The organism is Sphingobacterium shayense (assembly GCF_013179575.1).
Taxonomy (GTDB): Bacteria; Bacteroidota; Bacteroidia; order Sphingobacteriales; family Sphingobacteriaceae; genus Sphingobacterium; species Sphingobacterium shayense.
The window spans coordinates 13,183-27,387 of record NZ_JABMCQ010000038.1; the positions used below are offsets into that span (position 1 = coordinate 13,183).

Sequence of the window (14,205 nt, forward strand, 5' to 3'; positions counted from 1 at the left end):
GCAACAGGTGCTATTGGTTTTTGTATCTTGGATTCTTTGTGAAGAGTTCTTTTTCAAGTATAGGACCGGAGCGTGTTATTCCTCCTGCGTTATTTCGCTCCCCCGGTTTATCGCCTTTTTTCCATTCTCCAGCCAGCCTCTTACCGTATATATCGTCACGATCGGGTGTTGGGTTTTGAGGCTGTGAATCACCGGTCTGTTCAATCCATAGATCAAGAATATCGCTTAGATACTTTAATATCTCTTTATTTCCCGCAGTGGAAGCCACATTGATAAATTGAAAGGGATCTTTTGAAACGTTATATAATTCCTCGGCAGGTCTCGGCTTCAAAAAAACATCCTTTTGATTTTCGACTAGTAATCCCCTCTCATACGCATCCCAAAGCTCTCGTCCGGCCGGAAAATTCATTGCGGATTCGCTCGCAAGGTTTTGTCTCTCAGGGTAACCGTTCCGAATATACACCCAATCTTTATATCGAACCATACGTTCATAGCTTTGAAAAACATGCCAGTTATGTTCAGCAAAAACAAAATCCCGAATAGTTTTACCCTCCCCTTGCAGCACCGCTAAAAAGCTTTTACCCTGGATCCGTTGGTCTTGGGGTATGCCCGCCATATCCATAATGGTGGGAGCAATATCAACTGCACTAAGCAATGTATTCGTTCCCATAGAATGTATTCCGGGGCCAGCAACAATAAAGGGGCTTTTAATACCACTGTCGTATAACCGAACTTTATTTCTGGGAAAAGGACTACCATTATCGCTCATAAAAATTATATATGTATTCTTCAGCACGTCTTGGCGTTTTAATTCAGCTACTATCTTCCCAACATAGCTGTCTAACCGAGAAATCTCATGGAAATAGCCCGTCATATCTTTGCGCGTCTGGGGACCGTCAAACAGCATCGGTGGCACGCTCACTCCTTCCGGGTTGTATATATCACCATTTTCATCAAATTGCCAATCCCTGTGCGCGTCATTCGAGGCGAACCACATAAAAAAAGGTTTGTTTTCTGGTCGCTCCCGAAGGATGGACACCCAGTCTTCCTCTGCCCCTGGGCCCTTGCCGGGCGACACTAAATCAAATGCCTTTTTCACCGTGGGGCCCATATGATTTTTACCCGAGAGCACCGTATAATATCCCTCCTTTTTGAGCACCTCCGGAAACATGAACTGATCTGCTGGAAGCGGGTCATGTAATTCCGGAGCACCCGTATTATGAGGATACCTACCTGTAATTACACTACATCTGCTAGGGCTACAGCTGCTGGTGGTAACGTACATATTATGAAACAGCATCCCCGAGGATGCGAGCGCATCAATATTAGGTGTTTTCACATTCTGGCTACCGAAACAGCTTAAATCCTTCGCTCCGATATCATCGGCAATAATCAAAACTATATTAGGTCGACTAATCGGCTCCGATTGAGAAAATGAGGTGTAGGCATAAAATATTAACGATGTTATTAAAAATATTCTGTCACATATCATGCTTTAATTTTTTATTGGTTAAGTTTATAACTAGTTGTAATATACAACTAAATATCTTTTTCATAGCTAGAATTGGAACGCATTGACCAGGAACGGCTTTTTTTAGCGGTTGATATTTAAATTTGTTTCGTAACCGTAGCATGGTGCTAGGATAAGGGTTCCTTGTCGAACGAAACTCGTTTCTAGAGACGTAATTTGATAAGTGCGTAGAACTTATCTTCGTCGTCGCGTACAATCCCATTCTGGGACATCCTACATCTTTGTGTCTGTTACACGGACGCGCAGGTTGGTTGGGATGATTATTCTTTCTGTCTATTCGCTGCGTTTTAGCGCAAACTCAAAATTTCCCTGCCCCCTTTAGTATCTGCCAAAATCGGAGAGAATTTCTACCCACACCGACCTTTTAAGCTTAAAGCAGCAATGCCGAAAAAAATCCCAGCTATATCATAAAACAAGAGTACATGTCGCTATGTGGTCAAATATAAATTCCCATCATCCCCTAAATTAGCTTCGATATCATAAGAAATCTCTTTCGATAATCTTCTGACAACTTCGATAGCTTCGCTTTTATCTGGATTTATGGAATAGAGCTCACGCTCATTTATACAGTTTCCATTGTCTAAACACGAAACTATCAATTCCCTTATTCTTTCATCGGTGAAGTGTTCCATGACCTATTTATTTGTATATCAATCGTTATGTTAATTAACAAATAACAAACCATAGGGTTTGAATTCCACTTAAAAATAGTCCCCCTCGTGCAATAAAAAGTTTATCATACCGATTTTATTCAATTAAAGTGTATGGCAAGGGTGCTATAGATTTTGCTTCAGGTACTCTTCTAATCGCAAAGGATCTAGATCTCGATCGATAATCACACCTTTGGCGTCGATAAGGTAGGTCGTAGGATATTTTCTTATCGCTATTGCTTTCGACTTTTCACCATTAAGGTCAAGTATTTGCTTCCAGGGGTATTGCTTCTCCCGTAGGATCGATTGGTACTCCTTTTGATTTTTAATCTTATCCGTCGAAATCGCAACAATTTCGAAGCCCTCAGGCTCGTATTTTTCATATACCTCTCTTAATTCTTCAAACCGGGCGATACATGGCAGACAGCCGCTAAACCAAAAATCCACCAGGGTATATTTGTTTCTTCTCGAAGCGGCCATTTCTATTTTCGGTTCTACAATACCCCACAATGGAAAGACACTCCCGACTGCTTTTCGTTTTTCCACTAAGAGCATAGAATCTAAGTGTTGTCTCATCGGAGGAGACAATGTCGCTGATATGATGTTAAACGACTTCGACAAATAATCGTTGTAGCCATGATAAAAGATAAAGCCTTTTAATAGCCATGGGGCAATAGCGGACGAAGGATGGTTAGCCACATAGGCGTGCAAAATGCTGTCCCGAGAAATACCGACCTGTTCCTTATCCTTAATTATAGAAATCCTGCACCTATTTCTTTCAGAAAGATCACTAATCGTATCGCAATCCGTCTGCTTTCGTTCTATCGTCTCGATTCGGGCCAATACTTCGCCAAAGCTCGGCAGAAACGCTGTCACAAATTCATCTTGAGTTTTTGATCCGGATACATTCGCTGCGAATCCCGTTTCCAGGACATCATTTTTGAGCGACTCATCAGAGCTTATCGACAATTCTAATTCACCGCCCTCAATAAAAAAAGGTTCACTGATAAAATCAATCTCATCATTTGCAAACCTAACCCTGAGCATTTCCGGATGGTTTATTTTTCCAGAAAAAGAAAACTTCCCGCCAACGATCGAATCTTCTAACTTTTCAAAAGAATCATCAAAAAACGCATCATCGTCATCCCTCAGTATCCACACTCTTCCCTGCTGGACCTCCGCAATACTTCCACGTATAGTTATATCTGATTGAGCAAACGCGAATGAAAATAAAGAAATAATAGATAGATACGCAATTATGAATTTTGACATAGCAAATACATTAGTTTAAAGATTATGCATAAAACCAAGCACGACAGATCGATCGAATTATTAAAACAGAACCCAAATACATAAGAGCGCCTCTAAACGGGGATTTCTTCGTGTATTTATATTATATTTCTCCCAAGATAGATATTTTATGGTTAACAAATAATACTTTTAGACTTTCTTTGATATGGTCTATCAAATCGGTTATTCGCATCCGATGCTGTAATTAAGTACAGCATTCGATGTAATAGATCGCCCTGTTAGAACCTCCTTATTTTAATTATTCACAAATCAATATATAATTTTACTATGACAAATAATTCGTCTCCACTTCGGGCTAAAGTTGCGTCTTTTCGAGGCGGTTTATCGTCGAGATGGTATTTTTCCACACACGCAGTTAGAAACGAGTTTCCTAATGGAGTGTAAGGAGCTTGCCCAATTTATCCGAAAGATACGTTACCCTTCCACAGATAGAACAGCTATACCAAAAGGCTTTTTGCAAAATGATTACAAGCAAGCACAAAACCTTTATTCAGATAAAGCCGATGTGCGTTGTGTAACGTATAACCACTATCCAAATGAACGAACCGAATTCCCGCATCGATAGCAATTTTGTCCACATAGTCCAGTAAGGCTCCAGCATATCCTTTACCGCGGTACAGAGGGTCAGTGTACAAATCGTCAATATAAATTGACCAACCCGTTCGTAAGGTATGCATCAGCCTATATCCCGTGAAAGCGGCAGCTTTGGTGCTGTCTTCGTTGGGAATATAAACAAGCGTAAAAGCCTCATTCCTCATCATATCGATAATCGAATCGATATACGTGCTACTCTCTAGATTTGTTCTGAAGGCAAAAAGAGCTTCCTTGCAAAATGCTATTTGTTCCCTTGTTTCAGCTGTTATAAACTCCATTTTTTTGCTATTTTGATTACTATATTATGGCTATTAAAATTCAGTGCAGATCTGGCTAAAGGCACACAACTGCACCGGAAAAAAAGTATTATATTATTTGTTCAGTAATTGTTTTATCCTTTCCTCAGCCGATTCTATGGATTCCCCCTTAAACTCAACTCCATTTATGGTTATCTCCTCAATATCTTCAAGTCCCATAACATTGAATACCGTTTTCAAATATTTACTCTGAAAATCCATATGTTCGAAAAATTCTCCTTGGCCATATCCATTGTTTCCTCGAACCATTAAGAGATAAACTTTTTTATTTTTTAATAATCCTATATATGGGTTTTGGGGACGCTCTTTATCAATTAAAATAGTTTCGTTTACCCGTAATATCTGATCAATATAGGCCTTTAGCGCGCTGGGAACAGACCAGTTGTACATTGGGGATCCGAGAACAATCGTGCTTGCTTCTTTTAATTCAGCAATTAATAAATCACTAATCTTTAACGCTTCTACATTTTCAGCCGTTCGTAATTCAGCTGGTTTAAAAGCTCCCGCAATCCACTCTTCGCTCACGTGAGGAATATGCTCTTGTCCGACTTCACGATACACAATATTTGCGTTGGGATATTTTTCCTTCCAGGTTTCAGCAAACATATTCGTCATCTGCCGACTTAATGACCGCTCTTTTCGGGCACTTGCATTTATTATTAATACTTTACTCATCTTTTTGAAAGGTCTAAAATGGATGCTTACTTGTTGCTACAGCCATACGGTTCAACGCGTTTATATTGATTATAGCCACTATTATTTTTGCTGTCATTTCCTCCCCGAAAAGCGTTACAGCGTCCCGGTAGGTCGCATCACTCAATGCATGATTCGCAATCAAAGTAACTTCCTCGGTCATTCGCAAAATAACCTGCTCTGGTTCGCTAAACCAATCTTTTGCTTCCCGCCATGCGCTTAAGACGTATAAACGCTTCGGATCCTCCCCATATTTTATAGCATCGGAGGAATGTTTATTCAAACAAAACGCACACCCATTTATCTGTGACGCTCGAATTTTGATTAGTTCTTGATGTTTAATATCAATCCCTGATTCTGCGACAAGTTTTGATAGCTGCATTAATACTCGGTGCGCATCAGGAAATAATTCTTGAACATTTAATCTGTGTGACATAACTTATATAATTAACTTATTAAAAACGTTTTATACTTAATTTATCTGGCAAGACTCCAAATCACCGGTCTAATTTCCCATAGCTATCCAAATACGCGTCCACGCTCCAGGGATAGTGGGAGAAAGTAGATAAAAGCAGGCTCGAAAAGCTAACAACAAATACAGAATAACTAAATGGAGCTTTAAAATGAAGGAAAAACAGCATGCTCAATGCAAACACAAGCGTAAGGCATGCACTTGCTATCGCTGTATACCTCACTTTATACCCCACAATAAGCAATATTCCACAGACAACCTCTAGAACCGTGGCCACAAAGCCGCAGAAAGAAGCTACATGTTCATTCACATATGGCATTAATTGGTGCGTGTAGGCCACAAAAACGGCCCAACTTCCCCAAGCGACATTTGCTTCACCATAAACGCCAAAACAACCCAGACGGTCCATCACTGGCAATATAAAGCCTATTCCTATCGACAGGCGCAACATCAATTGGGAAATGGGATATAAATTTTTCATTCGTTTTTATGTTGATTAGACAAAATTACTATCTCTTGGAACGCGTTTGACGGACCAGTATAACTATATTAAAGTAGTCCAGACCACTTTAATATATTTTAAACTTATAAAACACTTATAAAAAGATATTTATATACATCAATATATTGCAATAGTTTAAGTATAAGTATTCATTGGAAATTTTGAAAACTTGTATATTTTCGCTATTTTTAATATTTATTATTCGATCCCTACGCCGATATGCTCCCGTATAGAAATCTTCTTATTATAGATAAAAACAGTAACATTGCTGTATTTAAGCAAATTGCATTGCAACTCGTTCGACTTATACAGGAGGGAAAACTTTTACCAGGCACAGAATTGCCCAGCACGAGGATGCTCGCATTAGAACTGGACCTTCATCGAAAAACTATAATAGCGGCATACGAAACCTTGGTTTCCGAAGATTGGATCGACAATTTACCACGTAAGGGGTTTATTGTTTCTCCAAATTTACCGCTCGTTAGGCCTCGTTCTTATAATGATGGCCGCATCGCAGCCTTTGCATCTGACCCTGGCTTCACCTATGACGAGCTTCCAAATTTCAGCAACGCATCATCATTATATAGTAAAACAGAAATTGTCATCGATGATGGATTTCCCGATATCACCCTGCTTCCTACACATTTAATTTTAAAAGAATATAAAAAAGCATTGGATTATCCCACCCTAAAAAAGATAACGCGGGGGTGGGAACCTGAAGGATCTCCTGATTTTAGAAATGCCCTGTGTGGCTTTTTAAATCAGACTAGGGGGATAGATATCAAACAAGAAAATCTTCTTACTACCCGTGGTGCACAAATGGCGATTTACGTAGCCGCTTCACTAATTATAAAACCTGGCGATAAAGTAATTGTCTGCGAGCCGAGTTATTTTTTTGCTAATATGATTTTCGAAGGGTTTGGCGCCCAGTTGATTCGCGTTCCGGTGGATGATGGCGGAATGAATACTGAAATCGTTGAGCAGATATTAAAAGAACATACGATCAAATTAATTTATGTAATTCCACACCATCATCACCCCACGACCGTCACCATGAGTTCCCAGCGACGCAATCATCTACTTATGCTAATCAAAAAGTATCAGCTCGCAGTAATTGAAGACGACTATGATTATGATTTTCAGTTTCAACATGATCCCTATCTACCGTTAGCAAGTGGTGATCATCAGGGCAACATCGTTTATATAGGGTCTTTGACGAAAGTTTTAGGGGCTCCCTTTCGATTAGGTTACATTATTGCTTCAGAAAAATTCATCCGTGCTGCCGCTACCAAGCGAGTATTAATTGATTTACGAGGAGATATCTTCACCGAACATGTGATTTCTGGTCTGATCGAGAGTGGAGAACTTACAAAGTTGATACAAAAGGCAAACAAAGTTTACAGGCAACGCTGCAACTTCGTAGGCAATTTATTGAGTTCGCAATTGGACGATGTTATTAGTTTTACTCCTCCCAATGGGGGGATGGCGCTTTGGTTGCAATTGAGTACAGATTTCCCGTTAGGAAAAATCATTGAACGAGCCTCGACAAAGGGTTTAAAAATAAAAGGCAGTACCTATGATCAAAATAGCAGTGCGCAGTACAATGCTTTTAGATTCGGTTTTGCATCACTCAACGACGAACAGTTGACCATGGCAATAGAAATACTAAAGGATTCTATTTACACTGATAATTTACATAAATAAACACAATACATTCATTTATAAAATATTAATTTTTATAAACTATACCTATTAAACTCAGATAGATAGCTTATAATTACATGCGCCACAGATTATGTCAGCGCTCAAAAAAACCGAATTATAAAAATATTTTTACATTTTTTTTCAATTTGAATTTTGAAAATTATTATTCTGATTTTTAATTTAGCAAACAATAAGCCTGATCGGACTCGATCCACTCGTAAAATATTTTATTAGACTATGATTCTACTATAAATAAATTTTAGTTATTGTATTATGTTAACAGAATTACGAACAATCAAACTTTATCAATTATCAATTTTTGTATTATTTATTGCTGTAAGTTGCAGTATCACAACGGTTTTAAAAGCGCAGTCCACGCTCATAGCTAAGCAATCTAGCTTCGAAGCTAAATTGCTCAATATTGAGGCAAGTTCTAAAGACCCCTTTAGGTATAACGCGACGTTAGTAAATGGTTCCGCCGAACCCGAAATTTTCGAATTAACCGCCCAGTTGCCAGCGGGATGGCAGGCCACCTACCGAATAGATGGTAGTCAGGTGACCTCAATTCGTATGGATGCAGGGCAAAGTCGTGATATTAACATTGAGGTAAACGCTCCTTTAACCGCCAAACCGGCAAAATACAATCTAAATTTTAAAGCGATATCAAAAACAGACACGCTATCCTTAGCATTAGAGGCTGCCCTAAGAGGTTCATATGCAGTAGAGCTAACTACACCCTCTGGGCGTCTGAGCGATGAAGTGACCGTCGGAGCAGTAAAAGAGCTCAAATTGATCGTTAAAAATAGTGGAACCCTTCCACTGAATAAACTGGAACTAAAGTCGCAATTACCTAACAAATGGGAAGCAACATTTGAACCGGCAACAATTGAACAGATTGAAGTTGGCAAGTCCGCCGAAGTGCAAGTTTCCATAAAGGTACCTGAGAAAACTATCGCCGGCGACTATGCTGCCAAACTATCCGTTAAAAACAGTGACGCCCAGGCGGAAACCTCATTCCGATTTATGGTAACAACGTCTCTACTTTCAGGCTGGATAGGTATCGTTATAATATTAATTGCGATCGGTCTGGTGTTTGTCTTGATTCGTAAATACGGCAGGAGGTAATCAAAGACTATCGGGGACGACCGAACTCCCCCTTTTAACCGTCCTATTACCGCACCATTTTTATTTGTAAAAAGAAATGAGTATTCCTATAATCAAACTAACGCATTTAAGCAAAAATTACGGAGAATTCACAGCAGTCGATCGACTCAATCTAACCATTCAAAAAGGAGAAATATACGGCCTATTGGGACCTAATGGAGCAGGCAAGACAACCAGTATTCTCATGATGCTCGGTCTCACCGACCCTACAGAAGGAACGGCTATGGTCTGCGGAATCAACGCAACAAGAAACCCCATACAGGTGAAACAGAAAGTCGGATACCTACCCGACCGGGTAGGATTTTATGACGATCTATCTGGACTCGAAAACCTTAGTCTTATTGCCAGACTTAATGGCCATTCTTTAACTGACGCCGATGCTTTAGCTAAAGAAACATTAGCCGATGTGGGACTTACCGCTGCTATGAATAAAAAGACCTCGACCTATTCAAGAGGGATGAAGCAGCGATTGGGTCTGGCAGATGTGTTGATCAAACAACCAGAGGTCGTTATTATGGATGAGCCGACACTTGGTATTGACCCTACAGGAATAACCGAATTTCTCGCGCTGATTAAGCAGCTGAGCCAGAAACAAGGGCTAACGGTACTATTGTCCTCGCATCACTTGCAGCAGGTGCAACGGATTTGTGATCGCGTAGGAATCTTTGTGAAAGGAAAACTATTGGTTGAAGGGGAAATAGATACACTTGAGAAAAATCTCTTAGAAAACGAAGGATTCACTTCATGGATTAACCTAGTTCAACCTCCTACTGACCCTATACAACTGGAGAATGAGCTAAAAGGTCTGGCGTTTGTTCAATCCGTCAACATAGACAAAAATAATTTAGAAATAAAATCCTCACAAGAAAACACCCCACAAATCGTTCGCTTCTTAGTACACCGGAATGCAGATATTATCTCGGTTAACCGAAAAACCTATTCCTTGGAAGATATCTATCGGAAATATTTTGAAGAGGAGAAAAAAGAACTTGACGCTCCCAAAGGTCGCAACAGGTTTTATAAAAACTATCGCCGGGCCGTTGGTAGAACAAAAAACACGAAAAAGAGAATATAAATATGAAATCCTTAGAAATATTAATCAATAAAGAGGTGGCTGCCCATATTCGCAGTTGGCGGTTTATTGTCTTGATTATTTTGATCGTTCTTACGTTTGCTGCGTCAATGTACGTTTCAATGGCAAACCTAAAAAGTGTATTCAATAGCAATCAGGAGCCCGATCAAGCATTTCTTTATCTCAAGTTATTAACCGCTACAGATAATTCCATCCCCCCTTTTCATATTTTTCTTAACTTTCTCGGCCCTCTGCTTGGAATCGCACTTGGGTTTGATGCTATTAATTCTGAACTTCAGGCCGGCACGCTGGTTCGACTGATGGGACAACCCATTTACAGAGACAATATATTGCTAGGAAAGTTTGTAGCGCCACTGCTCATCGTTAGCACACTCTTCTTAGCACTCGTGTTAATGATGCTGGGTGGAGGACTATTATTTACCGGAGTAAGAATTGAACCACAAGAATTCATCCGAATACTAGCCTTCGTCGCGCTAAGTGTGCTGTACGTAGCCTTTTGGTTAAGCCTAGCGATCTTCTTGTCTATAAAATTCAGAAATTCCGCAACCTCCGCTTTGACCGCTATTGGAATCTGGCTTTTCTTTACCGTGTTCTTTCCAATAATCGTTAACCTTTTGGTCAGATCTTTCATGCCTAACCCAAATTATCTCACCGAGCAGGAGTTTCTAGCGTACAATGAGATAATTTTGAACATACAGCGATTATCGCCGAGTCAACTTTATACAGACGCAATAACTACGCTACTAATGCCCTCCGTACGGAGCCTAGGCCCTTTGTCCATGGAGCAAATGATTGGCGCAATTCCCTCTCACCTCTCCTTGCAGAATAGTTTAATGATCGTCTGGCCACAGGTCAGCGGGCTGTTGGCCGCAACAGTACTATGCTTCGCTCTTAGTTATTATATTTTTATGCGCAAAGAGATCCGGACCTAAAAATCATCGAAAAGCCGTCGTCCCCTAGCGCCTATTCTCGACCCTATCTGCGTCGTATTGATGGCGAGGTGCAAAACTTGACGAACGAAAACTCCTGGAAAGCATCAAGTCTACTTGCAGGGAAGTCCAATGATTGCTGCTTTTAGCGTTGACAGAAAAACGCAACCGGCCGATTTGTAAAAAAGCTGTTGGCCGGTTTATAGCTTTTTTTCTACCAAGGTATCTTTATAAACTCTTAATGCTCTTTCTCTTGCGAATCTATGTTCAACAATCGATTCAGGATAACGCTCTGTTTCTAATTCTGGAACCCACTTTTTGATATATACCAGGTTCTTATCGAACCTTTTAGTTTGCGCCGTGGGATTAAAAATTCTAAAATATGGCGCTGAATCACACCCCGACCCTGACGCCCATTGCCAATTCCCATTGTTGGCCGACAAGTCGTAATCATTCAATTTTTGCGCGAAATACGCTTCACCCCAGCGCCAATCGATCAGCAAATGCTTGCACAAAAAGCTAGCTGCGATCATACGTACTCTATTATGCATCTCTCCCGTTTTGTTCAGTTGCCGCATTCCGGCATCTACGATTGGATACCCCGTTTCACCTTGGCACCACGCAGCAAATTCTTTTTCGTTATTGCGCCAGGCGATTAAATCATACTTTGGTTTGAACGAACGGGTATAGACGTAGGGAAAATGATATAAAATTTGCATAAAAAAATCCCGCCAAATCAGCTCATTTAGCCAGGTATGACCGTAACTGAGCGCTATTTCGACACATTTCCGGATACTGATCGTGCCAAATCGCAGCGCCATACTGATTTCTGTTGTTCCGGTTACCGCTGGATAATCCCGGAATTTCCCATAGGATTCAATAATTGTCGCCTGTAGTGCCGGTTCTTCAAAAATAAGATCTGTTTTCTGAAAGCCGATGGAATCTAACGAGTGAACTTCACAGGGGCTCTGCTTAAAAAAATTATCACCGAAAGAATCACAAGGTTCATAATTTTTTTCTTTAAGCAGTGCTTTCCACTTCCTGGAATACGGCGTAAAAACCGTATATGGACTTCCATCATTTTTCAAAACCTCATTTCGATCGAAAATAACCTGATCTTTAAACTGCTGGAAGGGGATACTCCTCTTTTGTAAAAATTGGTCGATATTGGCATCTCTATCAATAGCTAGCGGCTCGTAATCCCTATTACAAAACACTTCTTGAATGGCATATCTTTCAGAAAGTTCCTTAAAAACATCTAACGGATTTCCGTAAAATGTATTCAACGATCCATTTAGCTGAATAAGTTGCCTATTAATTTTTGAGATTACCTGATGGATATAGTCGACCCTCCTATCCTTTTTGTCATCCAAAAGGTCTAAAATATTTCTATCAAAGATAAAAATCGCGAGAACAGGATGATTTCCAGCTACCGCGTGATATAAACCCACATTATCTTCTAAACGTAGATCCCTTCGAAACCAAAAGATGGAAACCTTATTTTTCATTTAGAAATGGGTTGTCGTTTTTCTCATGTTTTACCCATATCAATTTGCTTGTGTCAAAACCAATTTCCTTTGCAATTCCTAAAAATTTGGATTTAACATCCTCCGGGATAGATTTTTCTCTTGAGAGAATCCAAAGATAATTTAAGTTCTTTCCCGCGACTAAAGCGTATCGGTAATTATCGTCTAACGCCACCACGTTGTACCCTGAATAAAACGGACCGAAGAAACTTACTTTTAATGCCGCAATATTTTTTTCCTTTCTGAATTTTGCCACGCCATCCGCTTTCTTCCATACCCCTTCTTTAAAGTTGTAACCACTATTAAGGACGATCACTTCACCTTTTTCGTTCAGGCTATATTGCGCAGAGACATTATCTAAGTTTTTTTCAAAACGAAAATCAAAACGGGCAATTTCATACCAGGTTCCCAAATACCTATTTATGTCAAAATTCTCGACGGGTTTTGCATTTTTAGGAATAGACGCGCAGGAAAATAAAAAAGCACAGCATGCCGTTACGAAAAAAAATATTAGTATTCTATACATAGCGTTCGTTGATTAACAATTTTGAAAGATAACCAATATTACCGCATGCCAACAGCTATAGTAGACGCTAAGCGCTGGCAACGACCAGTTTTTTCTTTCAATCTAGTTTCTAATTCAGTTTTAGCTTCATCATGATATCGGTCTGTTCATCGTCGCCTAGCCGGAAAATATGTTTATCGAACTCGACAAAATTGTTTTTCTTGTAAAAACTAATCGCTCTGGGGTTCTCCTCCCAAACGCCTAACCAAACATAGTCTGCACATTTCTCTTTGGCGATCTCAATTGCTTTCTCATATAATGCCTGACCTACTTTCTTACCGTGAAACGCATTTAAAACATAAATACGCTCAATTTCAAGGGCTTTTTGGTCTTTTAACTCCGTTTGAGAGGAACCAAAGTTTATTTTTAGATAACCAACAATTTTATTTTCCGACACAGCAAAATAAAATTCCGAGTTTTTATCGCGGAGTTCCATAGCTAATTTTTCAGAAGAAAATCCCTCGGATAAATATTTTCCCATGTTTTCTTTGCTGTTACTCGAAGAAAAAGTTTCGGAAAATGTCTCCTTTCCTATCGTTTGCAATTGAACGATATCATATTGCGTCGCTTGTCTTATCGTTATGTTTTCCATTACTACAATTATTTTGAGTATTCAATTCATAAAGGGAAAATGATCGAATAAGCAAACTTAGTGGTTTGCTCCGCCATATTGCAATATTTTACAGGAAATATTTATTCGTTTTGACGATTGCTATTCTGCCAGCACCGACCATATATACAGCTACAATAGTAAGCAGCTGACGATTCTAGAAGCTAAGAATTAGCCGCCGAAATTCTGGAGCCGGTAATTAAAAGACAGCATGAAATACGTACTCAGACGATTACTCCGGGTATCAATGATTTCATTGTCAAAAATATCGCGCTGTATGCCTGTGTTTTGTCCGAACAGGTCAAAGCCTTGCAGTCGCACCTCTGCTTGCTTATTTTTTAAGAAACGATGCTCTAGATAAACCGTCAGAAATGTGGGATCACCGATACCAGCATTATACCCTCTATTGAATCGCTTGGTCAAGTCGTAGCCTAGGGTAAGGTCGTCAAAAAAGTAATTACGACCTTCCAGACTTAGGTTAAACTGGCTACTGGAGCGGTCGTCCATCGATGCTGTTGAAAACTTAGCTTTGTCCCGACTATAA

Annotated in this window: 14 protein-coding genes and 1 pseudogene; 4 read left to right on the plus strand and 11 right to left on the minus strand. The window is 39.8% G+C overall.

The window, feature by feature from the left end; translation table 11 throughout:
* Positions 1-10 precede the first annotated feature (10 nt).
* From HP439_RS06735 to HP439_RS06765, 7 genes are all read right to left on the minus strand, one after another.
* Positions 11-1,492 (minus strand): sulfatase family protein, encoded by a 1,482-nt coding sequence (locus HP439_RS06735; RefSeq protein ID WP_172389577.1) that lies wholly within the window; start codon positions 1,490-1,492, stop codon positions 11-13.
* A 467-nt stretch (positions 1,493-1,959) separates the two neighbouring features.
* Positions 1,960-2,163, minus strand: a complete 204-nt coding sequence (locus tag HP439_RS06740; RefSeq protein WP_172389578.1) for a hypothetical protein — start codon at positions 2,161-2,163, stop codon at positions 1,960-1,962.
* A 144-nt stretch (positions 2,164-2,307) separates the two neighbouring features.
* On the minus strand, positions 2,308-3,453 hold the full coding sequence (locus HP439_RS06745; RefSeq protein WP_172389579.1) for a TlpA disulfide reductase family protein: 1,146 nt from the start codon (positions 3,451-3,453) through the stop codon (positions 2,308-2,310).
* A gap of 476 nt (positions 3,454-3,929) precedes the next feature.
* Complete coding sequence (locus tag HP439_RS06750; RefSeq protein ID WP_172389580.1) at positions 3,930-4,364, minus strand: GNAT family N-acetyltransferase; 435 nt, start codon at positions 4,362-4,364, stop codon at positions 3,930-3,932.
* Positions 4,365-4,457: 93 nt separating this feature from the next.
* Positions 4,458-5,078, minus strand: a complete 621-nt coding sequence (locus tag HP439_RS06755; protein WP_172389581.1) for an FMN-dependent NADH-azoreductase — start codon at positions 5,076-5,078, stop codon at positions 4,458-4,460.
* 13 nt (positions 5,079-5,091) lie between these two features.
* Entirely contained in the window at positions 5,092-5,532 is a 441-nt protein-coding gene (locus HP439_RS06760) for a carboxymuconolactone decarboxylase family protein (RefSeq protein WP_172389582.1), read from the minus strand.
* Positions 5,533-5,593: 61 nt separating this feature from the next.
* Positions 5,594-6,049 (minus strand): DoxX family protein, encoded by a 456-nt coding sequence (locus HP439_RS06765; RefSeq protein WP_172389583.1) that lies wholly within the window; start codon positions 6,047-6,049, stop codon positions 5,594-5,596.
* Between the two features lie 240 nt (positions 6,050-6,289).
* Here HP439_RS06765 and HP439_RS06770 point away from each other — a divergent pair, with 240 nt between their 5' ends.
* The 4 genes from HP439_RS06770 to HP439_RS06785 all read left to right on the plus strand — a co-directional run bounded on the left by HP439_RS06770 (position 6,290) and on the right by HP439_RS06785 (position 10,963).
* Positions 6,290-7,774, plus strand: a complete 1,485-nt coding sequence (locus HP439_RS06770) for an aminotransferase-like domain-containing protein (protein ID WP_172389584.1) — start codon at positions 6,290-6,292, stop codon at positions 7,772-7,774.
* Positions 7,775-8,047: 273 nt separating this feature from the next.
* Positions 8,048-8,899 (plus strand): COG1470 family protein, encoded by an 852-nt coding sequence (locus HP439_RS06775; protein WP_172389585.1) that lies wholly within the window; start codon positions 8,048-8,050, stop codon positions 8,897-8,899.
* A 76-nt stretch (positions 8,900-8,975) separates the two neighbouring features.
* Positions 8,976-10,013, plus strand: a complete 1,038-nt coding sequence (locus HP439_RS06780) for an ABC transporter ATP-binding protein (RefSeq protein WP_172389586.1) — start codon at positions 8,976-8,978, stop codon at positions 10,011-10,013.
* Positions 10,014-10,015: 2 nt separating this feature from the next.
* Positions 10,016-10,963 carry an ABC transporter permease gene (locus HP439_RS06785; protein WP_172389587.1) on the plus strand — a complete coding sequence of 316 codons (948 nt, stop codon included), beginning with the start codon at positions 10,016-10,018 and terminating at the stop codon, positions 10,961-10,963.
* Between the two features lie 197 nt (positions 10,964-11,160).
* Here the strand turns inward: HP439_RS06785 and HP439_RS06790 are convergent, their stop codons facing one another.
* From HP439_RS06790 to HP439_RS06805, 4 genes and pseudogenes are all read right to left on the minus strand, one after another.
* Positions 11,161-12,468 carry a cryptochrome/photolyase family protein gene (locus tag HP439_RS06790; protein WP_172389588.1) on the minus strand — a complete coding sequence of 436 codons (1,308 nt, stop codon included), beginning with the start codon at positions 12,466-12,468 and terminating at the stop codon, positions 11,161-11,163.
* Complete coding sequence (locus tag HP439_RS06795) at positions 12,458-13,012, minus strand: lipocalin family protein (protein ID WP_172389589.1); 555 nt, start codon at positions 13,010-13,012, stop codon at positions 12,458-12,460. Before HP439_RS06795 ends, HP439_RS06790 begins: the two co-directional genes overlap by 11 nt.
* 109 nt (positions 13,013-13,121) lie before the next feature.
* Complete coding sequence (locus HP439_RS06800; RefSeq protein ID WP_172389590.1) at positions 13,122-13,643, minus strand: GNAT family N-acetyltransferase; 522 nt, start codon at positions 13,641-13,643, stop codon at positions 13,122-13,124.
* 189 nt (positions 13,644-13,832) lie between these two features.
* Positions 13,833-14,205 (minus strand): annotated as a pseudogene (locus HP439_RS06805) (TonB-dependent receptor); the annotation flags it as partial.

Excerpts from the sequence above, each read along its gene's own strand:
- HP439_RS06735 (WP_172389577.1), bottom strand. The coding sequence starts at position 1,492 with ATGATATGTGACAGAATATTTTTAATAACATCGTTAATATTTTATGCC.
- HP439_RS06740 (WP_172389578.1), bottom strand. The coding sequence starts at position 2,163 with ATGGAACACTTCACCGATGAAAGAATAAGGGAATTGATAGTTTCGTGT.
- HP439_RS06745 (WP_172389579.1), bottom strand. The coding sequence starts at position 3,453 with ATGTCAAAATTCATAATTGCGTATCTATCTATTATTTCTTTATTTTCA.
- HP439_RS06750 (WP_172389580.1), bottom strand. The coding sequence starts at position 4,364 with ATGGAGTTTATAACAGCTGAAACAAGGGAACAAATAGCATTTTGCAAG.
- HP439_RS06755 (WP_172389581.1), bottom strand. The coding sequence starts at position 5,078 with ATGAGTAAAGTATTAATAATAAATGCAAGTGCCCGAAAAGAGCGGTCA.
- HP439_RS06760 (WP_172389582.1), bottom strand. The coding sequence starts at position 5,532 with ATGTCACACAGATTAAATGTTCAAGAATTATTTCCTGATGCGCACCGA.
- HP439_RS06765 (WP_172389583.1), bottom strand. The coding sequence starts at position 6,049 with ATGAAAAATTTATATCCCATTTCCCAATTGATGTTGCGCCTGTCGATA.
- HP439_RS06770 (WP_172389584.1), top strand. The coding sequence starts at position 6,290 with ATGCTCCCGTATAGAAATCTTCTTATTATAGATAAAAACAGTAACATT.
- HP439_RS06775 (WP_172389585.1), top strand. The coding sequence starts at position 8,048 with ATGTTAACAGAATTACGAACAATCAAACTTTATCAATTATCAATTTTT.
- HP439_RS06780 (WP_172389586.1), top strand. The coding sequence starts at position 8,976 with ATGAGTATTCCTATAATCAAACTAACGCATTTAAGCAAAAATTACGGA.
- HP439_RS06785 (WP_172389587.1), top strand. The coding sequence starts at position 10,016 with ATGAAATCCTTAGAAATATTAATCAATAAAGAGGTGGCTGCCCATATT.
- HP439_RS06790 (WP_172389588.1), bottom strand. The coding sequence starts at position 12,468 with ATGAAAAATAAGGTTTCCATCTTTTGGTTTCGAAGGGATCTACGTTTA.
- HP439_RS06795 (WP_172389589.1), bottom strand. The coding sequence starts at position 13,012 with ATGTATAGAATACTAATATTTTTTTTCGTAACGGCATGCTGTGCTTTT.
- HP439_RS06800 (WP_172389590.1), bottom strand. The coding sequence starts at position 13,643 with ATGGAAAACATAACGATAAGACAAGCGACGCAATATGATATCGTTCAA.